The 26,293-nt window shown below is 36.8% G+C and carries 25 protein-coding genes; 13 read left to right on the forward strand and 12 right to left on the reverse strand.

Translation table 11 applies throughout. The features are described 5' to 3' along the window. Positions 1-88 precede the first annotated feature (88 nt). Complete coding sequence (locus V5290_RS09085) at positions 89-1,420, reverse strand: DegQ family serine endoprotease (RefSeq protein ID WP_333384582.1); 1,332 nt, start codon at positions 1,418-1,420, stop codon at positions 89-91. 241 nt (positions 1,421-1,661) lie between these two features. Here V5290_RS09085 and zapE point away from each other — a divergent pair, with 241 nt between their 5' ends. The 6 genes from zapE to V5290_RS09115 all read left to right on the forward strand — a co-directional run bounded on the left by zapE (position 1,662) and on the right by V5290_RS09115 (position 5,954). Beyond that, positions 1,662-2,771: a cell division protein ZapE gene (gene zapE / locus V5290_RS09090; RefSeq protein WP_333384347.1), complete on the forward strand. Its 1,110-nt coding sequence runs from the start codon at positions 1,662-1,664 to the stop codon at positions 2,769-2,771. Between the two features lie 286 nt (positions 2,772-3,057). Then, entirely contained in the window at positions 3,058-3,486 is a 429-nt protein-coding gene (gene rplM / locus V5290_RS09095; RefSeq protein ID WP_113820309.1) for a 50S ribosomal protein L13, read from the forward strand. 15 nt (positions 3,487-3,501) lie between these two features. Further along, on the forward strand, positions 3,502-3,891 hold the full coding sequence (rpsI, locus tag V5290_RS09100) for a 30S ribosomal protein S9 (protein WP_113820310.1): 390 nt from the start codon (positions 3,502-3,504) through the stop codon (positions 3,889-3,891). 108 nt (positions 3,892-3,999) lie between these two features. Beyond that, the gene (gene ftnA, locus V5290_RS09105) at positions 4,000-4,524 is read left to right on the forward strand and encodes a non-heme ferritin (RefSeq protein ID WP_333384356.1); all 525 of its coding nucleotides are present in this window, start codon (positions 4,000-4,002) and stop codon (positions 4,522-4,524) included. A gap of 349 nt (positions 4,525-4,873) precedes the next feature. Continuing rightward, complete coding sequence (gene sspA, locus V5290_RS09110; protein ID WP_113820312.1) at positions 4,874-5,509, forward strand: stringent starvation protein SspA; 636 nt, start codon at positions 4,874-4,876, stop codon at positions 5,507-5,509. Positions 5,510-5,543: 34 nt separating this feature from the next. Continuing rightward, complete coding sequence (locus tag V5290_RS09115; RefSeq protein ID WP_333384584.1) at positions 5,544-5,954, forward strand: ClpXP protease specificity-enhancing factor; 411 nt, start codon at positions 5,544-5,546, stop codon at positions 5,952-5,954. Between the two features lie 162 nt (positions 5,955-6,116). Here the strand turns inward: V5290_RS09115 and V5290_RS09120 are convergent, their stop codons facing one another. The 8 genes from V5290_RS09120 to miaB form a co-directional block, all read right to left on the reverse strand. Next, positions 6,117-7,085 (reverse strand): alpha-L-glutamate ligase-like protein, encoded by a 969-nt coding sequence (locus tag V5290_RS09120; RefSeq protein WP_333384362.1) that lies wholly within the window; start codon positions 7,083-7,085, stop codon positions 6,117-6,119. 3 nt (positions 7,086-7,088) lie between these two features. Beyond that, the gene (locus tag V5290_RS09125) at positions 7,089-8,627 is read right to left on the reverse strand and encodes an inactive transglutaminase family protein (protein WP_333384364.1); all 1,539 of its coding nucleotides are present in this window, start codon (positions 8,625-8,627) and stop codon (positions 7,089-7,091) included. A gap of 11 nt (positions 8,628-8,638) precedes the next feature. Continuing rightward, entirely contained in the window at positions 8,639-9,412 is a 774-nt protein-coding gene (locus V5290_RS09130; RefSeq protein ID WP_333384367.1) for a RimK/LysX family protein, read from the reverse strand. Positions 9,413-9,912: 500 nt separating this feature from the next. Continuing rightward, positions 9,913-11,496, reverse strand: a complete 1,584-nt coding sequence (gene lnt, locus V5290_RS09135) for an apolipoprotein N-acyltransferase (protein ID WP_333384370.1) — start codon at positions 11,494-11,496, stop codon at positions 9,913-9,915. Positions 11,497-11,504: 8 nt separating this feature from the next. Continuing rightward, the gene (locus V5290_RS09140) at positions 11,505-12,377 is read right to left on the reverse strand and encodes an HlyC/CorC family transporter (RefSeq protein WP_333384373.1); all 873 of its coding nucleotides are present in this window, start codon (positions 12,375-12,377) and stop codon (positions 11,505-11,507) included. Positions 12,378-12,386: 9 nt separating this feature from the next. Next, positions 12,387-12,863 carry an rRNA maturation RNase YbeY gene (ybeY, locus tag V5290_RS09145; protein ID WP_333384376.1) on the reverse strand — a complete coding sequence of 159 codons (477 nt, stop codon included), beginning with the start codon at positions 12,861-12,863 and terminating at the stop codon, positions 12,387-12,389. Further along, complete coding sequence (locus tag V5290_RS09150; protein ID WP_333384379.1) at positions 12,863-13,897, reverse strand: PhoH family protein; 1,035 nt, start codon at positions 13,895-13,897, stop codon at positions 12,863-12,865. The genes ybeY and V5290_RS09150 overlap by 1 nt, the downstream gene beginning before the upstream one ends. A gap of 15 nt (positions 13,898-13,912) precedes the next feature. Next, on the reverse strand, positions 13,913-15,334 hold the full coding sequence (gene miaB, locus V5290_RS09155; protein ID WP_333384382.1) for a tRNA (N6-isopentenyl adenosine(37)-C2)-methylthiotransferase MiaB: 1,422 nt from the start codon (positions 15,332-15,334) through the stop codon (positions 13,913-13,915). 261 nt (positions 15,335-15,595) lie between these two features. Here miaB and V5290_RS09160 point away from each other — a divergent pair, with 261 nt between their 5' ends. After that, positions 15,596-16,720 (forward strand): FAD-dependent monooxygenase, encoded by a 1,125-nt coding sequence (locus V5290_RS09160; protein WP_416351608.1) that lies wholly within the window; start codon positions 15,596-15,598, stop codon positions 16,718-16,720. A gap of 78 nt (positions 16,721-16,798) precedes the next feature. On the opposite strand, the gene V5290_RS09165 is transcribed toward V5290_RS09160, so the two are convergent. Both V5290_RS09165 and V5290_RS09170 read right to left on the reverse strand, forming a co-directional pair. Beyond that, entirely contained in the window at positions 16,799-18,484 is a 1,686-nt protein-coding gene (locus V5290_RS09165; protein WP_333384389.1) for an NAD-dependent malic enzyme, read from the reverse strand. Positions 18,485-18,600: 116 nt separating this feature from the next. After that, on the reverse strand, positions 18,601-19,509 hold the full coding sequence (locus tag V5290_RS09170; RefSeq protein ID WP_333384391.1) for a LysR family transcriptional regulator: 909 nt from the start codon (positions 19,507-19,509) through the stop codon (positions 18,601-18,603). 184 nt (positions 19,510-19,693) lie between these two features. Here V5290_RS09170 and V5290_RS09175 point away from each other — a divergent pair, with 184 nt between their 5' ends. Beyond that, on the forward strand, positions 19,694-20,380 hold the full coding sequence (locus V5290_RS09175; protein ID WP_333384394.1) for a type 1 glutamine amidotransferase domain-containing protein: 687 nt from the start codon (positions 19,694-19,696) through the stop codon (positions 20,378-20,380). 55 nt (positions 20,381-20,435) lie between these two features. On the opposite strand, the gene V5290_RS09180 is transcribed toward V5290_RS09175, so the two are convergent. After that, positions 20,436-20,624 (reverse strand): CPXCG motif-containing cysteine-rich protein, encoded by a 189-nt coding sequence (locus tag V5290_RS09180; RefSeq protein ID WP_333384397.1) that lies wholly within the window; start codon positions 20,622-20,624, stop codon positions 20,436-20,438. Positions 20,625-20,892: 268 nt separating this feature from the next. Between V5290_RS09180 and V5290_RS09185 the strand changes: the two genes are divergently transcribed. The 5 genes from V5290_RS09185 (at position 20,893) to V5290_RS09205 (ending at position 26,289) form a co-directional block, all read left to right on the forward strand. Beyond that, the gene (locus tag V5290_RS09185) at positions 20,893-21,480 is read left to right on the forward strand and encodes a DJ-1/PfpI family protein (protein WP_333384399.1); all 588 of its coding nucleotides are present in this window, start codon (positions 20,893-20,895) and stop codon (positions 21,478-21,480) included. A gap of 39 nt (positions 21,481-21,519) precedes the next feature. Then, on the forward strand, positions 21,520-22,152 hold the full coding sequence (locus V5290_RS09190; protein WP_333384403.1) for a LysE family translocator: 633 nt from the start codon (positions 21,520-21,522) through the stop codon (positions 22,150-22,152). Positions 22,153-22,945: 793 nt separating this feature from the next. After that, positions 22,946-24,226, forward strand: coding sequence for a cellulase family glycosylhydrolase (locus V5290_RS09195; protein WP_333384405.1), 1,281 nt, complete (start codon positions 22,946-22,948; stop codon positions 24,224-24,226). Positions 24,227-24,742: 516 nt separating this feature from the next. Further along, positions 24,743-25,228 (forward strand): MarR family transcriptional regulator, encoded by a 486-nt coding sequence (locus tag V5290_RS09200; RefSeq protein WP_333384408.1) that lies wholly within the window; start codon positions 24,743-24,745, stop codon positions 25,226-25,228. Next, positions 25,225-26,289, forward strand: coding sequence for an HlyD family secretion protein (locus V5290_RS09205; protein ID WP_333384411.1), 1,065 nt, complete (start codon positions 25,225-25,227; stop codon positions 26,287-26,289). Before V5290_RS09200 ends, V5290_RS09205 begins: the two co-directional genes overlap by 4 nt. Positions 26,290-26,293: the final 4 nt, after the last annotated feature.

Raw genomic sequence — 26,293 nt, forward strand, 5'->3', positions numbered from 1 at the left:
AAGAATTTATTGAAGAAAAAATTATTTATAATCAATAAAGGTCTATTAAGTGCATGTTTATGTAAATTTATTACATTTTTTTGTGATCTTAGTTAAGAATTATATATATTGGGCGGTTATTTCGCATAATATTTAGCGCAGTTACCATTTTTGACTCAGCTAATGCAGTAATCAATTGTTGTTGGTTTTTCACTTGAGTACGATTTACGGCAATGATCACATCACCTTTGATTAAACCTAAACGTTCGGCTTCAGACTCTTTTTCAACATTGATTACATTTACACCTGCGGTGACTTGCCCTTCGTCTGTATCTTTTAATGTTGCACCTTCAAAAATGATAACAGGCGTTTTAGCCTGAAGATTATCGCCTTCACCACCTAGGGTTACGGTAAGTGTTTTTACCTCTTCTTCTTGTATCACTTTTAACGAGATTTCTTTACCGGCACTGAGAGAGCCAATTTTAGCGCGCAATGCTGCGAAAGATTTTATATTTGTTCCATTGATTGCAGTGATGACATCGCCTGCTTTTAAACCTGCTTTGTCGGCAGCTGAGTCTGGAGTTACTTGATAAATAAATGCACCATAATTTACATCTAGTCCAAAACTTTGGGCAAGTTCAGGCGTCACTTCTCCGCCCTTAATTCCGAGTATTCCACGGCGTATTTCGCCAAACTCGAGTAATTGCTGCATTAGGTTTTTAACCATGTTAGCTGGGATGGCAAAGGCAATTCCTATATTGCCACCGTTAGGTCCTAAAATGGCGGTATTAATACCTATCAATTGACCTTGTAAGTTAATTAATGCACCACCAGAGTTACCGCTGTTAATAGCCGCATCTGTTTGAATATAGTTTTCTAAATTTTGTAAATTCAAACCACTACGGCCTAATGCACTAACAATTCCTGATGTGACTGTTTGACCTAAGCCAAATGGGTTACCGATAGCGATGGTAAAGTCACCAACTTGCAACTTATCAGAGTTTGCAAATGTCATAGCAACTAAAGGTTGTTTACTGTCTATCTGTAAGAGTGCGATATCACTTTGTATATCTTGCCCAACTACTTTCGCTTGGTATTGATGCCCTGAAATTAGTTTAATGAGGATACTATTGGCATTTTTTATTACATGATAGTTAGTAATAATATAACCTTTTTCTGCATCGACAATAACGCCTGAACCTAAACCTGAAAACGCTTGGGTGGGGGCATTAGGCCCTAAAAACTTCAATAAATCTTTTGCATCTTTAGTTAAGACTTTGCTTGCTCCTGATACCGAAATATCAACAACAGCTGGGCTTACTTTTTTAATCAAAGGAGCAAGGCTAGGTACGTTATCACCACCAACAGTCAGAGGTAATGCGGCGTAACTAAATAAACTTGCGCAAAGCATACTCATTAGAAAAAGAAATCGAAGAGGCATATTCACTGTAGTTCCTTACTTTATTAGTCGTAAATACAATAGTCATAAAAGTTTACTATAAAAGAATATCGGTAATAGAGCAAAGCAGCGACCTAAAATGCAATTTAATTAAGTTGGTGAATTTGAATCTTTTTCGCGAGATAGCCCTCAAAACTTACGATACATATTAAATCAGGCTATATAAAAGAGCGCTAAATATGTTATACAAAGGTTAATTTTACTGAATCATTAAGACATTATTGTGACACCACTTGCTCGATACCAAGAAGATTTATTAAACCCCTCCTTTTTTGCAGATTCAGCACAACTGCAAGCGATTACTATGCTGCAGCGTTTATTTGATGATTTAGCGAATAAAGAAGTCGAATCACCTGCAAAAAGCTCTTTTTTTCAGCGTTTATTTAAACCTAGTGTTGACGTCACTAAAAATACTAAGGGGTTGTATTTTTATGGTGGGGTAGGGCGAGGTAAAACGTATTTAGTTGATCTATTCTACGACAGTATTGAAAGCCCACGTAAAAAGCGTTTGCACTTTCATCACTTTATGTTGCAAGTACATAAAAAATTGACCGAGTTACAAGGACAAGTAAATCCCTTAAAAGAGATTGCAAAACAATTTGCTAATGAAACCGATATTATCTGTTTTGATGAGTTTTTTGTCGAAGATATTACCGATGCAATGATTTTAGCTGGTATGTTTGAAGCATTGTTTTCGGAAGGGGTCATTTTGGTTGCCACTTCTAATATTCACCCAGAAAATCTTTATCGTAACGGCTTGCAACGAGCGCGGTTTCTTCCTGCAATAGAACTGATTAAAGCTAATTGTGATATTTTTAATCTAGACGGTGGCGTAGATTACCGGCTAGGGCGTTTGATTGAAGCTGAAGTTTTTCATTACCCTCTATCAAGAGAAGCGGATAAACAAATTAAAAGTAGTTTCGAAACCTTCGCAAGTGGTAAAAAACACTATAATGCAGTGATTAAAATTAATGACCGCCCATTAACTGCAATTGCAAAAAGCCATGATACACTCAGTATTGAATTTGCAGAGTTATGTGATGGGCCACGCAGTGTTCACGATTACATTGAACTCGCTATTTTGTACCGTACCGTTTTAATATCAAACATCCCTCAAATGAACGATCAACACAATGATATTACTCGACGTTTTATTGCTATGGTTGATGAATTTTATGATCGTAATGTTGTGTTAATTATGTCAGCAGAAGTAAAAGTAATTGAACTTTATAAAGGCACACGTCTTGCTTTTGAATTTCAACGTTGTGTGTCTCGTCTCTTAGAGATGCAAAGCAAAACATACCTAAGTAAAGCTCATCATCTTGATATTTAATCGCAAAATTAATTAGTTATATTGACTGTTTAGTAATTAAGCAATCACTCAGGAATGTCTGATTTATTACTTGTGAAAAACTTGTTCATAAATATGCAATAAACAGGTGATCTCTAGTGTACTTTTCTATACAATATGGCCGCCCACGTTATCCACCTCCCCTATTTTATGGTGGATCTGTTTACGCTAGACGTATTCGAAGGGATACGAAAAGGCGAAAAAATACATTTTAGATTACAAATTTGTAGTCTTACTTTTTTTAAATCATTAATTTGGGTATAACTTAATGAAAACTTTTGTTGCAAAACCAGCTGAAGTAAAACGCGACTGGTTCGTAGTTGACGCTGAAGGTAAAACACTAGGTCGTTTAGCTACTGAAATCGCTTTACGTTTACGCGGTAAACATAAAGCTGAATACACTCCGCACGTTGATACTGGCGATTACATTATCGTTATCAACGCAGAGAAAGTTGCTGTAACAGGCAATAAAGCTAAAGGTAAAATTTACTACCACCACACAGGTTTCATCGGTGGCATTAAAGCAATTAGCTTTGAAGACTTAATCGAACGTGCTCCTGAGCGTGTTATTGAAAAAGCTGTAAATGGTATGCTTCCACGTGGCCCACTAGGTCGCGCAATGTACCGTAAATTGAAAGTTTATGCTGGTTCTGAGCATCAACATTCTGCACAGCAACCACAAGTTTTAGACATCTAATAGGAATATAAAACAATGGCAAATCAATACTACGGCACAGGTCGTCGCAAAAGCTCTACAGCTCGTGTGTTTTTAAAAGCAGGTAGTGGTCAAATCACTATCAACAAACGTAACCTAGATGAATACTTTGGTCGTGAAACTGCATGTATGGTTGTTCGTCAACCATTAGTGTTAGTAGATGCAGCTGAAAAATTCGACCTAAACATCACTGTTAAAGGTGGTGGTACTACTGGTCAATCTGGTGCAATCCGTTTAGGCATCACTCGTGCATTAATGCAGTTTGATGAAACACTACGTTCTGAATTACGTGGTGCTGGCTTCGTTACACGTGATGCTCGTAAAGTTGAACGTAAGAAAGTCGGTTTACATAAAGCACGTAAACGTCCACAGTTCTCTAAACGTTAATATCGTTTTACGAATTGCAAAAAGCCCAGTTTATACTGGGCTTTTTTTTGCTTGTTTTTTAGCAAGCTGCACTTTAAGGTAACGTATTAACTATAACAGGAGAAAATCATGCTTAATGAAACCATGGTTCAAAAGCTAAACGAACAAATTAATTTAGAGTTCTACTCTTCAAACTTATATTTACAAATGAGTGCATGGTGCGAAGATCAAGGTTATGAAGGTGCAGCAACTATGTTGCGTACTCATGCTACAGAAGAAATGGAGCATATGAATCGCCTATTTACTTATGTAAGTGAAACTGGTGCATTACCTATTTTAGGCTCTATCGATGCTCCCCCTTTTGAATTCGCATCACTAAAAGAAGTATTTGAAGAGACTTATAAGCACGAGTGCCTAATTACTAAAGAAATTAATGAGTTAACGCACGTTGCCTTCACCACACATGATTATTCTACGTTTAACTTTTTGCAGTGGTATGTCGCTGAACAGCACGAAGAAGAAAAATTATTCAAGGGCATTTTAGATAAGATTTCACTAGTAGGCGAAGACGGTAAAGCATTATATTGGATTGACAAAGATCTAGCTGAAATTGCTAAAACAGGCGCAACATCTATTATGGATACTTCTGCGTAATTTATTAAATAGTATTCTTTATTGTCATAAACTGGTTTTAAATAACCATACAGTATGCAAACTGTGTTTTTTGGATCTCATCGGATGAGTATGACTAGTGGGTGTAGTTTCTGGTATAATTATTAATCTATTCATGTAAGCAAATAAAATACTAGCTTTGAAAAAAGAGTTAAAAATTATTGGTTTATAACTTATTTTGTTTGCAATGAGTGACTGGTTTAAGAAATATATTGACGCGTTATTTATTTATCGTCAAGTGCTTCTTTCTTATTTCTCGGCAATGGTGTCACTGTGATGTCATTGCCGTTTGTGTTTTTAAACACTCAATTTTAATTACTAGGGGTATTCCATGGCTGTAGCTGTAAATAAACGTTCTGTAATGACGTTGTTCTCAGGACCATCTGATTTATATAGTCACCAAACACGTATTGTGTTGGCTGAAAAAGGCGTTAACGTTGACATTACTTATGTTGATCAAGAAAACCCATCTGAAGAGCTAGCTGAAATAACACCAAATAACGATTTACCAACATTAGTTGACCGTGAATTAGTACTATACAACTCACGTATCATCATGGAATATTTAGATGAGCGTTTCCCTCATCCACCACTTATGCCTGTTTACCCGGTTGAGCGTGCAAAAAGTCGTTCTTTAATGCAACGTATTGAAAACGAATGGTACCCATTAGTACCAGTTATTTTATCTGGTGATGCAACTAAAGCAGACGCGGCGCGTGCAACATTACGTGCTAAGATTCTTGAAGTTGCACCTGTGTTTGATCACTTTGCATACTTTATGTCTGAAGAGTTCACTATCGTAGATTGTTACATGGCACCGCTACTGTGGCGTTTACCTGAACTGAAAATTGACCTAGGCTATGATAATGTAACTGGCCTTAAGAGTTACATGGTTAAGATTTTTGAACGTGAATCTTTCCAAGCTTCAATGACTGAAACTGAACGTGAAATTCGTGTTGGCGGTTAATTTATAAAAATTGTAGGTATTTAAAATGTCGGATATGTTAATACAACGCCCTTATTTAATGCGTGCCTTCTATGACTGGATAGTTGATAGTGAATGTACGCCTCATGTAATTGTTGATGCAACAAAACCACATGTTGATGTACCGCAACAGTTTGTTGAAAATGGAAAAATAGTGCTAAATATAGCTCCGCGTTCGGTACTAGGTTTTTCATTAGACGATAATGCATTATCATTTAATGCTCGATTCTCAGGTCAACCGACTCAAGTTTATGTGCCTTTATATGCGATTGAAGGTATCTATGCCCGTGAAAACGGTGCTGGTACTATCTTTCCTGAAGAGGAAGCTTATAACGATTTAGAGCTTGGTGTTGAAGCTGTTGATAATGAACTAAAAGAAGCTCCTAAAAGCTCAGCTAAGAAACCTACATTAACTGTCGTTAAGTAGTGTTATAAGATAAAGCTCTAAATAAAAAGCCGAGTATTTCTCGGTTTTTTTATGCCTCATTAAACAATATAAAAATGAATATTAAAAAAGCCGAATTGAATTCGGCTCTTTTATATCAATGTATTAGGCTATTTAACAAGTAAAGTAGACGTGTCTTTGGTATTAATTTATTTCGACCAACGGTGTTTCAGCAAAATGCTTTTTAGCAAAAGCTACTCGCTCTTCAACACTCATCTTATCTGCATCTTTAAGGCCTTCAATTAATTTTAATCGTGGCAAAATCCCAGTCCCATTAGCAATTTGAATGGCTAAACCTGGACGAGCATTTAACTCCAATAACATCGGTCCTAAATCTCTGTCTAATACCATATCAGTGCCTAAATACCCCATACCAGACATCTCATAACAACTCGCAGCTAAATAAATTAAACGTTCCCATCTTGGTACATTAAGCAGTTTCAGTTCTTTATTTGTGTCAGGATGGCGCTCCACAGGCATATCAAATTGCACTGCATTAATTGCTTTACCTGTACCAATATCAATACCTACACCAACAGCACCTTGATGCAGGTTTGCTTTACCATCTGAAGCTGCTGTTGATAAACGCATCATAGCCATCACTGGAAAGCCTTTAAAGACGATAACCCGAACATCAGGCACCCCTTCAAAACTGAAACCATCAAAAGCACTATCAAACTGAATTAAGCCTTCTACGACGGCAACATCTGCACTGCCACCAAGGCTAAATAATCCAGCTAAAATATCTGTAACATGACGTTTAATATCAGCTAAAGTTTCTTCGCTACCATTTGGTTTGTAATAGCGACCATTTTCGATCTTTGTGATAACGAGTATGCCTTTACCACCACTGCCTTTTGCTGGTTTAATAACAAAGCCAGGTGTATTCTCAATGAAGCTAGCTACTTTCTCAACTTCCACTTGCATCGAAATAACACCTAATAATGCAGGAGTAGTCACGTTAGCTTCACGAGCGATGATCTTAGTCTTTAATTTATTATCAACTAAAGGGTACAGACGTCGTGGATTATAGCGACCAACATAACCACTGTTACGTTGGTTCATACCCATAATACCTTTTTTTCTAAGTTTAAAAGGGCTAGAGAAAAACATCGTTTAATCCTTATCCGCCAATGGTTTAAAGCGACGTAACTCTAATAAACGGTATCCAGTGTAACTGCCTAAGATTAATACAAAAGACATTACAACAAACTGTAAGCCAATAAAATTAAACATTAAGTGACGTGCTACTTCATTGCTCATAATAAAGTAGGCAAGTACAGCAACAACCAGGCTACCACCACCTTGGGTAAATACTTCTTTAGGGCCTTCTTCTTCCCACAACACAGACATGCGTTCGATAGTCCAAGATAAAATAATCATTGGGAAGAAAGTCACTTTTAAACCTTCTGTTAAACCTAACTTGTAAGAAAGTACACCAAACAAAGCGATCAATAAAATAACCATGATAATGACGGTGGATATCCTAGAAACCAACAATAAGTTTAGGTGGGATAAATAAGATCTTATAAATAAACCTACTGCGACTAACAGAATAAAACCAATTAATCCGGTTATTAAGCTTGTTTGGATAAAGGCCATCGCAATTAAAACTGGCATAAAGGTGCCAGATGTTTTGAGTCCGATTAATACGCGCATAATGACCACAATCAGTACGCCTAATGGGATCATTAGAATCCCTTTAAACAATGATTGATCTTCAACAGGTAAACTATGTATTGAAAAGTTAAATAAATGCTCGTTATCAGTTTTTTGCAGTATAGCAGCTAAGGCTGGTTGGTCCTGTTGAATCATAGAGAAGCTAACTTTAGAGTTAACACCGCCTGTTAATTCCAATAAAGCTTTACCACTTTGATCCCATAATAACAGGTTATTACGCTCTACGGCTTTAACCGTTGATGCATCAAATAATCGAGACTCAATTTTACCATCTTTCTCTTGAAATACTTGTACTAAAGGTTGTAAATGTTGACGACGTCGACCATCTTCAAGCACCAATGCTCCAATACGTTTATTAGGTATTTTAGCTTCATTTAACAATGCCATTAATACATCTGTTTTAGTTGCTTTACCTGATAGTACTAAGCTAACGTTTTGGTTTGGATCTTCTGCGTTTAATTGTTTTAACAACTCACGCGTAAAACTAAATGCATCCGCACTGGTTTCTAGAGAATCTTGAATAATGTCAGAACTAGCTGCTAAATCAGCTGCAACACCTGCACCGCCATATTCAATATCGACAAGCTCAGGCATCTTATTTATTGCTTGATCTTGGCTTTCTTCATCAACTAACAGCTGAATATTATAATACAAAGTTTGTGGCCCATCGGCTTGACGGATGGTCCATTGTGCTTGCGGATGGTTGTCTTCATATAAAAATGATAATCCGTATCCAGGTGACGCCGCATTTTGACTAATTTGAGTAAAGCCTGCTTGAGTATAAGGTGTCGTTAATGAAGCTAATATAGCCTTATCTGTTGCGTCGAACTCAACCTTAGCATCAATGTTCCATACTGTTCTTGTTTCGCCAGGCATCCACGGGATATCAAAGGCCACATGTCGCTGAATTGTTTGTGTTATACCTAACACAAACAAACCTGCCACTAAGGTGTAAAAGAAAATACGTGCGTTCATGGTGTTCCTTACTATTTATCCTGAGGTTGGTATTTAGGGTGAATATAATCTTGGCTTACATCCACTAAAATAACATCTTGTATAAAGCTACGACCGATCAATACTGGATAATCCATATGTTGACGGTCGGTTAATGTAAATTCTGATTTGTGTGCAACACCACCGATACGTACGTGTAGTTCAACAACTGGACGACGGTCGTATTCACCTGGCTCACTTGATTGTAATATTTTTACGTAGCGAACGACTGGAGCTTCAATAATTTGTTTTTCGCCATCTGCATTATGAGTAATATTAAACTTTACCCAGTCTTTGCCATCGCGTTCAAATTCCTGTATTTCAACAGCATTGATTGAAGAGGTTGTTGCACCTGTATCGATACGTGCTTTAAAGTTTTGCTTTGCCTTAGTAACGTATATCCATTCGGCTTGCCCCAAAACAGTTTTATCTAAGTAATCGGTTTTTGCTGTTTCTTTTACAACTTGCTTACTACTTCTAGCTCTTGATCTTTCTTTTAAAATCTTTTGTTGAAGCTCTTCATCAAGCTTCTGCTTCTCTTCTTTAAGTTGCTCTAATTTACTTTTTGCTTCCGCTAACTCAATTTGCTTTTGTTCAGCATCCACTTTTGATTCTGTCAAAGCGGTTTCTAGTTCAGTAATTTTAGTTTCTTGAGCTTGAAGTGTAGTTGCAACCTTCTGTGTTTCCTCATCGGTTGAAATAGAGATACATCCAACGGTCAAAAATAGCGTTGACAGTGTAATGATGGCCGTTTTCTTAAAAAGCATGAAGATTCCTCTAGTACTGGTGAAAAATAAAAATATGGTATCAGTTTGATACATAAATATCAGTTATAAATTGGCATCAAATTACCAGTATTTCTGTTTATTAACCTTTATTTAGGTGTTTTAATCTCAGTTCATCTTATAACGCTCAACTCTGCTTTAATAATCTCAATACAAGATGAATTAATAGATTATAAAGTGGCATTAATTAGCCTGTATATTTTATAAAAATAACTCAAAAATTTTTGTCTAAAGAGATATTAACAGTTTCCTTTTATTTGCTTATTAATAAATAAAATTAAGCAATACACAATACGTTAGTTATGAGAATAAAGTTTAAATTTTATAACTATAAGTAAGATGTTAGTAGCGTAATGCATTGTGGTAATAGGCTTTTGAGTCAACTTGTATTAAAAAGTTCCTTTCAGAACTAGCGACTTAAGTTTGCAGTGTCGTTTTGAAACAAACTAAGTCGCGACTTATCAAGTTTAAAATAGGAAGAGCTATATTTTTATAGGTCGTTTAATTAAATATAATGCACTGAGTAGCGCTAATACACAGAAAATAAAGAGTGGTGTTTGTCCGGCACGTTGATAAGGTGTGAAGCCATAGGCTGGCTGTACTTCATCACGTAATACTGCATCAACATTAGCAGGAAGACGACCCATCTCGTGTCCTTTGCCATCAAAAATAGCTGTAATGCCATTATTTGTGCTACGTAATAAAGGTCTACCTAATTCAATGGCACGCATTCGTGCTATTTCTAAATGTTGGGCTGGGCCAATGGAATCACCGAACCAAGCATCATTACTTAAAGTAAGTATTAAACCGGTCTTCTCATGTATGTTTTCACGTAATAACTCGGGGAAGGCTATTTCATAACAAAGTGCCGCTGCCAACGTTGTATCTGCAAATTTTAAGTTGGCTTGATGTGCTCCACCACGCTGAAAACTTGACATAGGTAGGTTAAAATAGGGCGCTAAAGGACGTAATAAACTTTCAAATGGTACGAACTCACCAATTGGTAATAGCTGATGTTTGGCATAGCGGTTTGGGCTCGTTTGTGAATAGCCTTGGTTATTTGGGAGTTCGCCTAGCATAATAATGCTATTAAAATATTCATCTTTATTAATGTCGTAATTAATGATGCCGGTTAATAGTGCTTTGTTCTCTTCTTCTAACTTACGTGATAGAGACTGTAAGAAACGTTGCATATCAATTTCTAACGCTGCGATAGCAGATTCAGGCCAAATGACCAGTTCAGTTTGTTGTTTTTTTTCTTTAACCACTTTTGCCGTTTCTGTCGAAGTAGCATCATTCTTAATGCCAGATAAGCCTAGGTATTTTAAAATAGAAGGATAAAGTTGGTCTGGTTCCCATTTGTGTTTTTGATCTATATTCCCCTGCACCAATGCCACCTTAATTGGGGCTTGCAGCTCAGTAAAAGAAAGTTGCTTTAAGTTATAACCACTCATGACTATTGCCAATATGAGTAACAAAGAAAACTTTTGAGATTGCTTTAATAATAATAAAGTTAGGCAAGCACAAATCAGCATAATAGCTAAAGTAATACCTTGTACGCCTAAAATTGGAGCAAATCCAACTAATGGTGTATCGGCATGGCTGTAGCCTAAATAAGCCCAAGGGAAGCCTGTTAAGAACCAACCTCTGACCCAATCCATAATCAACCAAAAACTTGGAAGAATTAGCAATAAACGAATAAAATTGGATTGAGTTGAAATGCGATAGCTTAACCACAGCGCAATACTAGGGAAAATAGCTAAATAAGCACAAAGTAAAACGATAAGCAGGGCACTTGCAATAAATGGCATTCCACCAAATAGATCCATGCTGACATAGATCCAGTGCAAAGTGGCAATAAACATTGAAAGGTTAAAGACAAAACTAACTAAGAACAGTTTTTTATGATGAAGTTGAACTTGTTTTAGTAGTAAGAACATTCCAACAAATGAAGGATATAATATCCACCATTGTTGGAATGGAGCAAATGCAAATACTTGAATTGCCCCTAACAATGCAGCCACAATTAATTGACCATACACAGAAGAGGTAATTTTAGTTAGCATAAGTTTACTCAATCTTTTTTAAGTTCTTTTTTTAATTCTCGAGGGACACGGACTTGAAGTTGTATTAAGCGACGGTTGTCAGCATGGGTCACTTTAAACTTATGCTCTCCGACAGTGATTTTTTCTCCACGACTTGGTAAATGGCCAAGTTCATGCAAAATATAACCACCTATTGTGTCTTGAATTTCCGGATTATATTCTGTTTCAAAGAATTCGTTAAAATCAGCTAATGTGGTTAACGCACTTACAGCGTAACTACGTTTACCTATTTTTCGAATTTCATCTTCTTCTTCGTAATCGAATTCATCTTCGATTTCACCAACAATGACTTCTAAAATATCTTCGATGGTCACTAATCCTGATACACCACCATACTCATCTACAACAATCGCCATATGGTAACGCTGGCTTCTGAATTCTTTTAATAATGTATCTAAGCGTTTACTTTCAGGGACAACAACAGCTTCTCGCAGAATATCATCTATTTTAAAGTCGTCAGGATTAGAGCTAAAACCGTATTGAAGTAGATCTTTTGCTAATAATAAACCAACAATATGGTCTTTATCTTCCGTGATCACTGGGAAACGAGAATGAGCTGAATTGATAATTTCAGGTAATAGTTCTTCAACAGGTTGAGACAACCCAAGTGTTACCATTTGTGAGCGTGGGATCATGATGTCTCTAACACGAAGTTTAGATACATCGATAACGCCTTTTATCATTTCTTTGGTTTTTTGATCGATCACTTGGCGGTCTTTTGCGCTATCGATCACGTCTAATAATTCATCTTGGCTTTTAGGTTCGCCTTGAAATAGGTTACCTATTTTATCGAGCAAACCTTCTTTAGGCTGCTCGTTACTAGAATGATAATCTTCGGACATTAATTTTATTTACTCTTTTTCGCTTATATAAGGGTCACTATAACCTAACTCAATCATAAGTTCGGTTTCAATACCTTCCATCACTTCCGCTTCTTCATCTTCTATATGGTCGTAACCTAAAAGATGTAGCGTGCCATGAATCAGCATATGCGCCCAATGTGAAATTAACGGTTTTTGTTGTTCCGCTGCTTCCTGTTCAACTACTGCTTTACAGACTACCAGATCACCCAGTAAAGGTAACGTGATCCCCGGTGGATTCTGAAAAGGAAAAGATAAGACATTAGTTGGTTTATCTTTTCCCCGGTAATCAGCGTTTAACTGCTGACTTTCTTCGCAGTCTACAATACGAACTGTCAATTCAGCAAGGTCTCGTTTTTGATCGCTTGCTTTGAGAATAGCCGCACTTACCCATTTTTCCAATTGTGCTAGATTAGGTAAGGCTTGCTGGTCTGTACTAGCAAGCTGTAAATCAACATCTAATTCCATTAAGCGTCTCTCGCTTCGCTTTCTGCTATTTCTGTTTTTCTGTCAAAGGCGTCGTATGCTTTAACAATACGAGCAACAACAGGATGACGCACAACATCATCGGCTAAGAAGAAATTAAAGCTAATACCTTCGTCTACTTCACCCAATACTTCGATGGCGTGGCGTAGGCCAGATTTTTGATGGCGAGGTAAATCAATTTGAGTGATATCACCCGTAATAACGGCTGTTGAATTAAAACCAATACGTGTTAAGAACATTTTCATTTGTTCCGTTGTAGTATTTTGGCTTTCATCAAGGATCACAAAGGCATCATTTAGTGTACGACCACGCATGTAAGCAAGTGGTGCAATCTCAATAATGTTTTTTTCAATGAGTTTTTCTACTTTTTCAAACCCAAGCATCTCAAATAGTGCATCGTAAAGTGGGCGAAGATAAGGGTCTACTTTTTGTGATAAATCACCTGGTAGAAAACCTAATTTTTCACCTGCTTCAACTGCAGGGCGAGTCAATAAGATGCGACGTACTTCTTGACGCTCAAGGGCTTCAACGGCACAAGCAACGGCTAAATAAGTCTTACCTGTACCTGCTGGGCCAACACCAAAGCTAATATCACTGCGTAAAATATTACTCACATATTTAGTTTGATTTTCACCCCGAGGCTTAATTACACCACGTTTGGTTTTGATAGTGAGGCTTTTGAAACCGACTTCTTGAGATTCAACTTTAACCTCTAATAAGCGGTGCTCGCTAATAAGGTTTTGCAAAGCTAAGTGCACATCTTCGTCAGTTAAACGACCAATTTTTCCTTTTACAGGTTGCGTTTCAATGTACAGATCATTAATTAACTCACTGCCAGCTTGTGCATAACGATGCTCACCAACAATTTGGAAGTGTGCATCTTTGTAGATGACTTCAACGCCTAAACGGCGTTCAATTTGTTTAATGTTATCGTCAAAAGAGCCGCATAAGACCGCTAAACGATCTTTGTCGGCAGGAACTAAATCAAGATGAATTGTGGTTAATTTTGTGCTCAAGTATAAGGACCTTATTTATGCTGGGATAAAAGTTTCAACGCCAAGTTTATTTGTATTTTTATTTACAATATCACTTGGGCGAATTGATTCACGTAAGTTCATTTCAGACTCTCCGCGGATAAACTTACCACGAATAGAGTTAGTATGAACTTCTGTAATTTCAACATCAACAAAACCACCGATAGAACGATGATCTCCTTCAAAGTTTACGATGCGGTTATTTTCAGTACGGCCGCATAACTCCATAATATTTTTACGAGATGGACCTTCCACTAATATACGTTGTACAGAACCGACCATACGACGACCAATCAATTGTGAGTGTTGATGAATACGGTCTTGTAAGATTGCTAAACGTTTCTTCTTCGTTTCTAAATCTACATCATCAGGCATATCTGCAGCTGGGGTACCAGGTCGTTGGCTGTAAATAAAACTATAACTCGTATCAAAACCAATATGGTTAATTAAATCCATTGTTTCTTGGAAGTCTTGGTCGGTTTCATTGGGGAAACCAACAATGAAATCAGAGCTAATCGTTAAGTTCGGACGTACCGCTTTTAGTGCCGCAATTTTTTCTTTGTACTGCGCGACAGTATGGCCACGCTTCATTAGATTCAATATACGGTCTGCACCAGCTTGTACTGGTAAATGTAAGAAATCAACTAATTCAGGTGTATCACGATAAACATCAATAATTTCATCAGTAAAGTCGATTGGGTTACTTGTTGTGTAACGCAAGCGATCGATACCATCGATAGAAGCGACATAGCGTAATAATTCTGGAAAGCTACATTCATCTCCATCATGCATTTCACCGATGTAAGAGTTTACGTTTTGACCTAGTAGATTAATTTCACGTACACCTTGCTCGGCTAACTGTGCAACTTCGAGTAAAATATCATCTAGTGGGCGGCTAACCTCTTCACCACGTGTGTACGGTACTACACAGAAAGTACAGTATTTTGAACAGCCTTCCATGATCGAAACAAACGCGGTTGCACCTTCTGCTTTTGGCTCTGGCATTGAGTCAAATTTTTCAATTTCAGGAAAGCTTACATCAACAACTGTGCCTTTATTATCTTGCACTTCTTGAATCATTTTTGGTAGACGATGTAGTGTTTGTGGGCCAAATACAATATCAACATAAGGTGCACGGCTACGAATCGCTTTACCTTCTTGCGATGCGACACAACCACCTACACCGATTACGATGTTAGGATTTTTTTCTTTTAATTTTTTCCAACGACCAAGCTGATGGAATACTTTTTCCTGTGCTTTTTCACGGATAGAACAAGTATTTAATAAAATTACGTCAGCATTTTCCGCTTCATCAACGGAAGTGTAACCGTTACTTGCATTTAAAAGGTCCGCCATTTTTGATGAATCATATTCATTCATCTGACAACCCCATGTTTTAACGTGTAATTTCATACTCATATCTATTGCCTATTATGCTGACTAAATTAGTGTGTTTCTTAAAACGAGGTCGCATTTTACGCACTTCAAAGCAATCATGCTACTGTTTGTTTGCTAGCATGACGTTTATCGTAAATGTTGGGAAAAACTAATTTTTAAGCTATTAAAAAAACTAGGTTTTTTTACCCTAAATGGCATCTTTTTACGTACAATCATAAATTCAAGAAAGTCACAGTTGAGGCGTTGATGGTAAATACGAAAATAATAATTGTAGGTGGAGGGATGGTTGGTGCGCTATCTGCTCTATTACTAGCAAAACAGGGGAGTACTGTACATCTAATTGAAAAATCTACCTTTACTATGCCTAACAACAATGATCCTGTGGATCTCCGCGTATCTGCCTTCAGCGCGCAAAGCAAGCATTTACTTGAAACAGCCGGTGTTTGGAAAGATATTCCTGAACAGCGTCTTTGTCCGTATAAAGGGCTGCAAACGTGGGAAAAAGGCAGTCAGAAACTGATTTTTTCTAGTGATGATATCGGTGCGGAACAATTGGGGTACATTGCTGAAAATCGTTGGATTCAAGCTGTATTATGGCAAGCCTTGCAAGGTATGCCTAACGTGCATATATATCAACAAACACAAGTGACTGATATCCAACAATCTCCTAAACAAGTCATGGTAACGCTTAAAGAACAACAGGTTATTGAAGGTGAATTATTACTTGCTTGCGATGGTGCAAATTCAGCGGTACGTAATTATTTACAAATGCCGATGACCAGTTGGGATTATCGTCATCATTGTTTGTTAATTAATATTACGACCGATTCACCTCAGCAAGATATAACATGGCAAGAGTTTCGAGAAACTGGTCCGTGTGCTTTTTTACCTTTAGCTGGTCATCATGCAAGTTTGGTTTGGTATCATAATCCGCAAAAAGTTAAACACTTACAAAGCCTTAATAACCTGCAGTTAAAGCAAGCCATTAAAGATGAATTTCCTACTTTAAGTTTTGATTTTGAAGTAGATACCAAAGGAGGCTTTCCATTAATTCGTCGTCATGCTCAACAGTATTACCAAGGGCGAGTCGCTTTGCTTGGAGATGCTGCGCATACGATTAATCCTTTAGCTGGGCAGGGGGTAAACCTAGGCTTTAAAGATGTGCAATGTTTAGTAGAACTATTAACTGAATGTAGTGATTTAGGCATACCTGAAATATTGAATCGTTATCAATGTAAACGAAAACCAGCTAATTTATTAATGCAAACTGGCATGGATGTGTTTTATAAAGTCAGTAAATCAGAGTCGAATTTAGTGCGTGTATTACGTAAAGGCTTTCTCGGTGTGGCTCAACAATCGGGACAACTGAAAAATCGTGTGATGCGTTATGCGATGGGGATTAATTAGACTGAACTTATAAACTCAATCATTCTCTAGGCTATTATCATTAGCCTAGAGAATCGAAAGAGGTTTATTGTTTAATGCTTAGAAAGAAGTACGACGATAATCTCGGTATTGCGGTAACCAGAAGTTAGCTTGTAAACGACGATGCATATTTTCGTTAGTAACAGGTAAAGCCAGGTTATCTTCTATTGCTTGTAGTGCAACTGCGCAGGCAATTTTCTCACTGATTTTTTGAATTACTTTTAATGGTGGTAGTAAAGCGCCAGGTGCTTTTTCATATTCCATTGAAGCGTCAGCTAATGCTTGGCTTGCTACCATTAACATATTGTCACTAATACCTGTAGCACGTGCTGCTAGCACACCTAAGCCAATACCCGGGAAAATGTAACTATTATTACATTGTGATATTTCAAAAGACTGTTCGTTGTACACTGTGTTCGGGAAAGGACTACCTGTTGCGATAATTGCTTTGCCTTTACTCCAGTTAGTGATCTCTTGTGGTGTAGCTTCAACACGAGAGGTTGGGTTAGACAGCGGTAATACAATTGGGTTTTCAGTGTTTTCGCACAGGGCTTCAATAACACTTTGAGTAAATAATCCTTTTTGACCACTTACACCAAATAATACTGTGATTTTAGCTTGTTTAACGACCTGTTCTAGACCCAGTTTCTGACTCTTATCCCAGCTTGCAATATCTGCTTCTTTTTGGACAAGTGGCGCTTGGAAAGGTTGTAGCTCTGTCATGTTATCTGTTAATAAACCATAACGGTCAACCATAAAGACCTGTTTGCGTGCTTGTTCTTCTGTTAAACCTTCACGCTGCATTTGACGGATAATATGCTCTGCGATACCACAACCAGCAGATCCTGCTCCTAAAAAGGCAATATTTTGTTCGCTTAGCTTTTGCCCTTTATTTAAACAAGCTGCAATTAATGTCCCCACTGAAACTGCTGCTGTTCCTTGGATATCATCATTAAAACAACATAATTGATCACGGTATTTATTTAATAATGGAGTTGCATTGGTTTGTGCAAAATCTTCAAATTGTAATAACACTTCAGGCCAACGACGTTTAACGGCTTGAATAAATAGATCTACAAATTCGTTGTATTCTTCACCGTTGATACGTGGGTTACGCCATCCCATGTACATTGGATCTTCAAGTAATTGCGTATTGTTAGTACCTACATCTAATAAAATAGGTAAGCAGTGAGCCGGGCTGATACCACCACAAGCCGTATAGAGTGCTAATTTACCAATAGGGATCCCCATTCCACCGATGCCTTGGTCACCTAATCCTAAAATACGCTCACCGTCTGTTACTACGATTACTTTTACATTCTGTTTAGTTGCATTTTGTAGCATGTCATCAATCTTATGACGCTCAGGATAAGAGATAAACAAGCCACGTTTACGGCGGTAAATTTTAGAAAACTTTTCACAAGCTTGACCTACCGTTGGCGTGTAAATCAATGGCATTACTTCTTCGATATGCTGATCGATTAGATGATGAAATAGCGTTTCATTAGTATCTTGAATATTACGTAAGTAAATATGCTTATCTAAGTCACTAGAGAAAGATGATAACTGTTGGTAAGCACGTAATGATTGCTCTTCAATCGTTTCAATCGTGCTTGGTAATAATCCAGTTAAATTAAAGTTATCACGCTCTTCAGATGAGAAAGCGCTTCCTTTATTTAGTAGTGGTGCTTCTAACAGCGCAGGGCCTGCAAAGGGGATATATAAAGGACGTTTATTTGGCATCATAAATTTTCTCAGTAGATGAAAGCGTAAGGCGAAATGCTATTTTAGTACATTATGTAAAAGTTCTGTGGATCTTATAAAAATATTGTTACTTGATCATTAAATAACTTCAGTTTTTGCTAGATTAATGCAAGTTTATTTTTTTTGAAGTGATCTTTTAAATAATCTATCAATAATCTCAGCTTTTTCGTCTCTGCTCCCCCTGGAGGAAACACCGCATACACATCAATATCATTTAATTGATAGTCCGTTAAAACTTGCACTAAACTTCTTTGCTTTAATTTTGGTTGTGCATCATACAAAGGGATGCGACCAATTCCGTGCCCACCCTCGACAAAAGCTGTTCGCGCTGCTGCATTATTGGTACTTATATTGCCCGTTAATTTTACCGTGTAGGAACGTTTACCTTTTTTTAGGGTAATAGATTGCCCTGCTAATTGGTAAATAACCCATTGATGTGATGCTAACTGAGCAGGGGTATTAGGATGCCCATATTTAGCTAAATAATCAGGGGAAGCATATAAATTGGTCGTTAAACTAGATAGCTTTGTAGCTTGTAAGCCTGAATCAGTTAATTCAGCGCCACGAATGGCAATATCAAAACCTTCTTTAATAATATTGACCACCTCATCACTTAGGTTTACTTCTAATTGTATATTAGGGTAATGCTTAGCAAAAGCGTTTAGAGCAGGCACGATTGCATACAAACCGACACTCATCGGACAGCTTATTTTGATTAACCCCGTAGGGTTTTCTTTTAAGTTTTCGATTTGTTGATTAGCGGTTAATGCGGCATCAACAATGACTTTACATCGTTGGTAATATTGTTCGCCAGCTTCCGTTAAGGTGATACTGCGTGTTGAACGATTAAGTAGTTTAATTCCTAATTGTGTTTCTAGCTTTTTAAGGTGATAGCTAACCACGCCACGTGATAGTTTTAAATGTTTAGCGGCTGCGCTAAAGTTGCCTTGTTCAATTACTTGAGCAAAAACAACCATACTTTTTAACTGTTCAAATGATAATTCCATAAACCTACAACGCTGAACTTGACCCATGTGAAGCATCATTGTATCAATTTTTGATACAATGATGTTGATACAGTGTGCATTGTTCAGTTTTTCTATGAGCCTATAATGAAATTCTCAGTTATTGATATTGATTATTTCCTCAATATTACTAGCAATTAAATGTATTAAAAATAAGGTTATTATCATGAGCAAGAAAATTTTAATGGTTATCACGTCACATGATCAACTAGGTGATACAGGCAATAAAACTGGTTTTTGGGTTGAAGAATTTGCTGCACCTTATTACGTATTTAAGGATGCAGGTTTAGATATTACATTAGCGTCGCCGTTGGGCGGACAGCCACCTATTGACCCATCAAGTGAGTTAGATGACTTTGTGACAGATGCGACTAAGCGATTTGATAACGATCAAGAAACAAAACAGCAGCTAGCTAACACGGTTGCATTGTCTTCAGTGAATCAAGCAGATTTTGATGCAGTATTTTACCCTGGTGGTCATGGTCCTTTATGGGATTTAGCAACAGATGCTACGTCAATTGCATTAATTGAATCATTTTTAGCAGCAAACAAACCTGTAGGTGCAGTATGTCATGCAAGTGCTGTTTTATTAGACGTAAAAGATAATACTGGTGAGTATGCAGTTAAAGGTAAAGCTGTTGCAGGCTTTACTAACAGTGAAGAAGAAGCTGTTCAATTAACTAATATCGTTCCTTTCTTGGTGGAAGATGAGCTAATTAAACGTGGTGCAGACTACCAAAAAGCAGATGACTGGAGTGCTTTTGCAATACAAGATGGTTTGATTATTTCAGGTCAGAATCCTGCTAGTTCAGAGCTGGTCGCAGAGAAATTGTTAGCGCAATTAGGTGCTTAAGTTTCTTATCTCACCGCAATGAATATGATTCATTGCGGTTTCTTATGTGAATAAATCAACTATCGCTACTTACAATAACGCTTAACTCTCCATTACCATCATCACTGACGTAGAAGTTAATAGGTTGGCAACAGACCTGGCAGTCTTCTATGTATTCTTGATCAGTATCAGAGGGATCTAATAAGATCACTATACTTTCACCACAATAAGGACAGTAAATATTTTCTTCCTGTAGAAATGCCATCTTGTTTGTTCCCCTTAATATTTTCATTTCATAATAATACTCATCATGCTAATTAAAATACTTGTTAAAATAACTTATTTATTCGTTGTAATTTTCGCAAATAGAGCAGCTTTTTAACTCAAATTACGCCTGAACTCAGTTATTTTTCCTGCGAAAAATTTAGAACATTTATTTAATATAATTAGTATCACTTGTGTTTTATTTCAATATCGACTTACTTTTTATAGTAAGTTGTATTGATGATGCCTCTTAACAAGAAAGGTAAATGATGAATATTGCAATATATATATACGATAATGCTGAGGTGCTTGATTTTTCTGGACCATTTGAAGTGTTAAGTACAGCGAAACGTTTGGGCAATAAAGATTGGAATATTTTTTTAATCTCTGAAACGTCAAATCTAGTACAAGCTCGTGGTGGTTTCCCGATAAAAGCCCATTATTCATTTGCAGATCATCCCTGCATTGATTTACTTATTGTAGTCGGTGGCGTACATACCGAAGAAGTAAATAAACCAAAGGTTATAAGTTGGATTGCTGATACAGCAAGTCAATCATCGAAAGTAGTCTCTGTTTGCACAGGTGCATTTTTGCTAGCTGAAGCGGGTTTATTAGATGGTTTGAAAGTAACTACACATTGGGAAGATATTGATGACCTAACAAAAGCTTATCCTTTATTACAAGTGATTAGCGGCCAGCGTTGGGTTTCTGATAAAAAATATACAACATCTGGTGGGATATCAGCAGGCATTGATATGAGTTTATATTTAGTGTCACAAATGGATTCGCTAATATTGGCAGAACAGACTGCAAAACAGATGGAGTATCGTTGGGAAAAGAGTATGGTTAAATACTAACCATCATGGATAGATAGCTTACCAATACAGGATATGTAAATGGATATTGTAAATTACCTTCCCGAACTACTTTCAGTGAGTATCATTGCTATTTTTATGGCAATTAGTCCTGGTGCTGACTTTGTAGTGATCACTCGTAATAGTATGTTTCATGGGAGGCAGAGCGGCCTTTATTCTGCCTTGGGAATAGGCTTAGCGATATGGATACACGTTGCTTATTCAATCGCTGGCTTAGCTATCATTATCTCTAAGTCGATTGTGTTATTTTCATTAATTAAATACTTGGGCGCTGCTTACCTTATTTATATCGGCTATAAAACCTTTATGGCTAAAGGGAAGCTAAATGATGAACAGGTAAACGAGACTCAACTATCATCTTTTGGTGCCTTAAAGCTTGGCTTTATTACTAATGCTCTTAACCCTAAAACAACGCTATTCTTTTTAAGTTTATTTACACAAGTAGTTAATCCCTCAACACCTATTTGGGTACAACTGTTGTATGGACTAATTATCTGTTTAGCACATATTATTTGGTTTTCATTTGTTTCAATATTTTTTAGTCACCCTGCATTAGTGAGTAAATTTAATACTCACAAACAAAAGATAGAAAAAGTGGTAGGCACGGTATTAATTGGCTTTGGTGTAAAGGTGGCTGTAACAACTATTAACTAGTTCCAATAAGTAAACGCATCGATAAGCTTAAATAAATTTTTAGGCGGGAATAGGAATAGTGCGATATAAGGCTATAACCCAATAACTTAGTTACTTTCTTTAATAGTTTATTGAAAGCAATGATGCGCCTTGAACTATTTAACCTCAATACAGGATAAGAAAAGCGAGTCAATACAGCTATTTATACGGATTTTTGCTTTAAATTATTTCTCAATAATTTGCTTTGAACTACGCACAACTAGCAGTATTGTCTATTACATGATTTAACTATCTGACTTTATATGATGTTTCGCTTCTATTAACCAGAACTGAGGTTATTTAACCTTAATAGCTTTGTATTATTCAAACATATGACTGATGCCTTCTAATATATTTTAGTTATATCGATTTTGTATTGTATCTTCTTTTTATATTTAGCTTTCTGCGAAAACTATCATTTATTTACGTTAATCAAATTAAGTAACTTTGGTTCCTAACCTATTTATTAAACTAACTACTCCTTGAATTTTATCCCTCGTTAATGTTTTCAGAGGCTTATGCCTATTTGTTAATTATATAATTTTGTATTTATAAAAAAATCACCAAATACTGCTTTGAACTTGATTTTAATTTTGTAGTCCTAAATCTTGCATTTTAATGTAAATAGTTATCATTACCTATTTTTTGGTAGCTCCGTAATTATATGCAAACAGTGACTTGTAGAGTGATTTGATAGCTTTTTGTTCTTTCTACAGCGAACAAGCTATTACATCGACTTTTATGATGGACAATAATTTAATTAAAGGAAAATAGTATGAATTATGTTGTAAACAAACCTAAGAAGGAGATATTTAAAAAAAGTAGTTTATCTTTTGCGTTATTGCTTGGGATGAGTTCAATGGCTAATGCATTTGTTGAGCCATTAACAGTAAGCGGAAATCAAGTCTTGGCAGGAGGTGAGACCACCAGCTTTGCTGGGTTAAGCTTATTTTGGAGTAACACAGGGTGGGGAGCTGAAGATTTTTATACTGCCGACAATGTCAATAGTGCCAAATTAGAGTTTAATGCGAATATTATTCGAGCGGCTATTGGGCATGGTACTGATTATAGTGGAAGCTTAAATTATGACTGGGATGGCAATATGGCAAGGTTGGATACAGTTGTGAATGCAGCTATTGCTGAGGATATGTACGTAATTATTGATTTTCATAGCCATAATGCACATCAAGATCAAGAAACGGCCATTGCATTTTTTGAAGAAGTTGCCAACTTATATGGTGATTATAATAATGTTATCTATGAAATATATAACGAGCCCTTAGGTGTTTCTTGGCCTAGCGTTATTAAGCCCTATGCTGAAACAGTTATTGATACAATTAGAGAAATCGATCCAGATAACTTAATTGTAGTTGGAACGCCGACATGGTCTCAAGATGTAGATGTGGCATCTGAAGATCCTATTGATCGTAGTAATATCGCTTATACTCTTCATTTTTATGCAGGAACTCATGGGCAGTCTTACCGTGATAAAGCACAAACAGCATTAGACAATGGTATTGCTTTATTTGTTACCGAATGGGGAACAGTGGATTCTAGCGGTGATGGTAATGTGAACAGCGAAGAAACCGATGCATGGATGACATTTTTGAAAAATAATCAAATTAGTCATGCTAACTGGTCGATTAATGATAAAGATGAAGGTGCATCGCTATTTACTGTTGGCGGTGATTGGTATTCATTAACAGATTCTGGAGAAAAGGTTAAAGAGATTGTTCAATCTTGGGAAAGTTCTGGTGTTGATGATACTGAAGAAACGAGCAGTGATGAGGGCTCTACTGATGACAATACAGAGGATACAAGCGTTGTTGATGTGATAGAGAATGAATCAACAGAAAGTTCCACGGATGTTATGGAATGCGCTGGTATCAATACTTATCCTGATTGGTCGAAAAGTGATTACGCTGAAGGTGAGAATACACATAATGATTCAGGTGATTTGATGCAATATGAAGGGAGCGTATATAGTGCTAATTGGTACACAAATAGTACTCCTGGTAGCGACAGTTCTTGGACGTTAGTTGCGAACTGTAGTTAGTCTTATTGCTAGTATTAACCACTGAAGGATAAATTATATTTATCGTAAATAATTGGTTAATACCACTTAATCTTAATTCTGGTAGTTGTACGTATTTAATGAAAAAGCCAGTGTTGAGGTTGTTTAATATACAATGTTGTTATTGTTTTTTAGTAAAGAATATAAGCTAAAATAAATAACCTTTTGCTTACAACAGCAACATTGTATTGTGAGTAGCTTTACTCTTTTAGTTAGAATCTAGAGCTAGCTAAAAATTCCAGTTTTTGTTTTATCAGCTTCGAAAGCACATAGTTCGTTTCCCATTTAAATGACTTCTAGTAGATCACTACCTAAGTTTTAGTTGATGTTAAAATTATAAATAGTAACTTCAATACTTATCTCAATCCTTTTTTAAACTCCTTTCTTTTTCATACTATTTTCAAATAATATCCGCATAAAAAATATTTACTTAGCTTGCTAACTAATGTTAGAGTGCGCACCTTTGGTTAGCCTGCTAACTATTATTTGGAGGCAATAATGGATAAACAAGTCCCTTTTCATGAAACACTCAATTTAACTTTGATCGGTAATATGGGGCGAGTAAATCGTTTGTGCCGTGAGGCGGTTACTCATGCTGTTGAACCACTAGGTCTAACACAGTCCCGTTGGACAACTTTAATGCATATAAAAATGCTATCAGAAGGTGTTACGCAGTTAGAAATTGCACATAGTTTATCCATCGAAATGCCATCGCTGACTCGTATATTAAAACAGTTAGAAGAGCAGTCATTAATTATTCGACGTATTGATGAGTACGATAAACGTAGTAAAAAAATTTATTTCACTGACAAAGGACGACAAATATTAAGCTCTTTGCAAGAGGAAGTAGATGAGATAACACAACAAATTTACAGTGGTTTAAACCATCAACAACTAGATGCTATGGCACATCATTTGATTAAGTTAGAACAAAATGCACAAGCATGTATTAAACAACAAATACAAAAAAAGGTTAAGAAATGACTCCAGAGCAAAAATTTACGCGTTATGTTAGATGTTCGTTAATCGCGTTTATCTGTGTTTTTATCTATTACTTGATTGCAGATATTTTCTTACCTGTAACGCCACAGGCCCGTGTTTATCATTCTGTTGTTCAAATTTCACCACAGGTTAATGGAAGGATCACTGAGGTTGCAGTAGAAAATAATCAAGCAGTTAAAACGGGTGACTTACTTTTTACTATTGATCAAGGGCCTTATTTATTAGCTTTAGAGCAAGCGCAGCTCGCACTCGCAGATGCTCGTCTGCAAAACAAACGCTTTGATACCAACATTAAAGCGATTAAGGCTCAGATAAGTGCATCTAAAGCTAAATTGCATGAACAAAAATTATCAAAAGAGAGAGGGCAAAAGCTTTATAAGCAAGGCACATTATCTGAACAGGATCTAGAAGGCTTGGTTGCAAATTATGAAGTTAGTAAAGCTGAGCAAGCTGCTCTAAAAGCAGAGCTTTCAGAGGCAATACTAGCTCGTGGCGAGTTAGGCGATAATAATTTAGCCCTTCGTCATGCAATTAACCAAGTTTCACAGGCTAAACTTAATTTATCTTATACCCAAGTAAGAGCCTTAAGTGATGGTGTCGTTACCAATTTACAGTTGCTTGATGGTGCCTATGCATCCGTTGGTAAACCTTTATTAGCCGTTGTGGCTAAAAAGGCTGATTTAGTTGCTGACTTTAGAGAAAAGTCTTTGATGAATATGCATCAAGATAGTCTCGCTCGCGTGGTATTTGATAGTCGTCCAGGAAAAGTTTATCAGGCTAAAATTAGTAATTTTGAAGCGGGCGTAAGTAGTGGTCAACTTAATGCTGATGGTTCATTAACGACAACAGAAACCAGCACTCGTTGGGTACGTGACGCACAACGTCAACGTATTCATTTTACAGTAGAAGGGAACAAAGAGTTTATGTCCTTTTTGCCCAGTGGCGCTAGAGCAACTGTGCAGCTATTGCCTGACAATTTAATTGGACAATGGTTTGGTGCTGCACAAATTCACATCATTAGTTGGTTACACTACATCTACTAAGGAA

The sequence above is a fragment of the Psychromonas arctica genome (genome assembly GCF_036697365.1).
Classification (GTDB): Bacteria; Pseudomonadota; Gammaproteobacteria; order Enterobacterales; family Psychromonadaceae; genus Psychromonas; species Psychromonas arctica_A.

What these genes read in the sequence shown, in the direction of transcription:
- V5290_RS09085 (WP_333384582.1), bottom strand. Translation starts at nt 1,420, where the DNA reads ATGCCTCTTCGATTTCTTTTTCTAATGAGTATGCTTTGCGCAAGTTTA.
- rplM (WP_113820309.1), top strand. Translation starts at nt 3,058, where the DNA reads ATGAAAACTTTTGTTGCAAAACCAGCTGAAGTAAAACGCGACTGGTTC.
- rpsI (WP_113820310.1), top strand. Translation starts at nt 3,502, where the DNA reads ATGGCAAATCAATACTACGGCACAGGTCGTCGCAAAAGCTCTACAGCT.
- ftnA (WP_333384356.1), top strand. Translation starts at nt 4,000, where the DNA reads ATGCTTAATGAAACCATGGTTCAAAAGCTAAACGAACAAATTAATTTA.
- sspA (WP_113820312.1), top strand. Translation starts at nt 4,874, where the DNA reads ATGGCTGTAGCTGTAAATAAACGTTCTGTAATGACGTTGTTCTCAGGA.
- V5290_RS09115 (WP_333384584.1), top strand. Translation starts at nt 5,544, where the DNA reads ATGTTAATACAACGCCCTTATTTAATGCGTGCCTTCTATGACTGGATA.
- V5290_RS09120 (WP_333384362.1), bottom strand. Translation starts at nt 7,085, where the DNA reads ATGTTTTTCTCTAGCCCTTTTAAACTTAGAAAAAAAGGTATTATGGGT.
- V5290_RS09125 (WP_333384364.1), bottom strand. Translation starts at nt 8,627, where the DNA reads ATGAACGCACGTATTTTCTTTTACACCTTAGTGGCAGGTTTGTTTGTG.
- V5290_RS09130 (WP_333384367.1), bottom strand. Translation starts at nt 9,412, where the DNA reads ATGCTTTTTAAGAAAACGGCCATCATTACACTGTCAACGCTATTTTTG.
- lnt (WP_333384370.1), bottom strand. Translation starts at nt 11,496, where the DNA reads ATGCTAACTAAAATTACCTCTTCTGTGTATGGTCAATTAATTGTGGCT.
- V5290_RS09140 (WP_333384373.1), bottom strand. Translation starts at nt 12,377, where the DNA reads ATGTCCGAAGATTATCATTCTAGTAACGAGCAGCCTAAAGAAGGTTTG.
- ybeY (WP_333384376.1), bottom strand. Translation starts at nt 12,863, where the DNA reads ATGGAATTAGATGTTGATTTACAGCTTGCTAGTACAGACCAGCAAGCC.
- miaB (WP_333384382.1), bottom strand. Translation starts at nt 15,334, where the DNA reads ATGAGTATGAAATTACACGTTAAAACATGGGGTTGTCAGATGAATGAA.
- V5290_RS09160 (WP_416351608.1), top strand. Translation starts at nt 15,596, where the DNA reads ATGGTTGGTGCGCTATCTGCTCTATTACTAGCAAAACAGGGGAGTACT.
- V5290_RS09165 (WP_333384389.1), bottom strand. Translation starts at nt 18,484, where the DNA reads ATGATGCCAAATAAACGTCCTTTATATATCCCCTTTGCAGGCCCTGCG.
- V5290_RS09170 (WP_333384391.1), bottom strand. Translation starts at nt 19,509, where the DNA reads ATGGAATTATCATTTGAACAGTTAAAAAGTATGGTTGTTTTTGCTCAA.
- V5290_RS09175 (WP_333384394.1), top strand. Translation starts at nt 19,694, where the DNA reads ATGAGCAAGAAAATTTTAATGGTTATCACGTCACATGATCAACTAGGT.
- V5290_RS09180 (WP_333384397.1), bottom strand. Translation starts at nt 20,624, where the DNA reads ATGGCATTTCTACAGGAAGAAAATATTTACTGTCCTTATTGTGGTGAA.
- V5290_RS09185 (WP_333384399.1), top strand. Translation starts at nt 20,893, where the DNA reads ATGAATATTGCAATATATATATACGATAATGCTGAGGTGCTTGATTTT.
- V5290_RS09190 (WP_333384403.1), top strand. Translation starts at nt 21,520, where the DNA reads ATGGATATTGTAAATTACCTTCCCGAACTACTTTCAGTGAGTATCATT.
- V5290_RS09195 (WP_333384405.1), top strand. Translation starts at nt 22,946, where the DNA reads ATGAATTATGTTGTAAACAAACCTAAGAAGGAGATATTTAAAAAAAGT.
- V5290_RS09200 (WP_333384408.1), top strand. Translation starts at nt 24,743, where the DNA reads ATGGATAAACAAGTCCCTTTTCATGAAACACTCAATTTAACTTTGATC.
- V5290_RS09205 (WP_333384411.1), top strand. Translation starts at nt 25,225, where the DNA reads ATGACTCCAGAGCAAAAATTTACGCGTTATGTTAGATGTTCGTTAATC.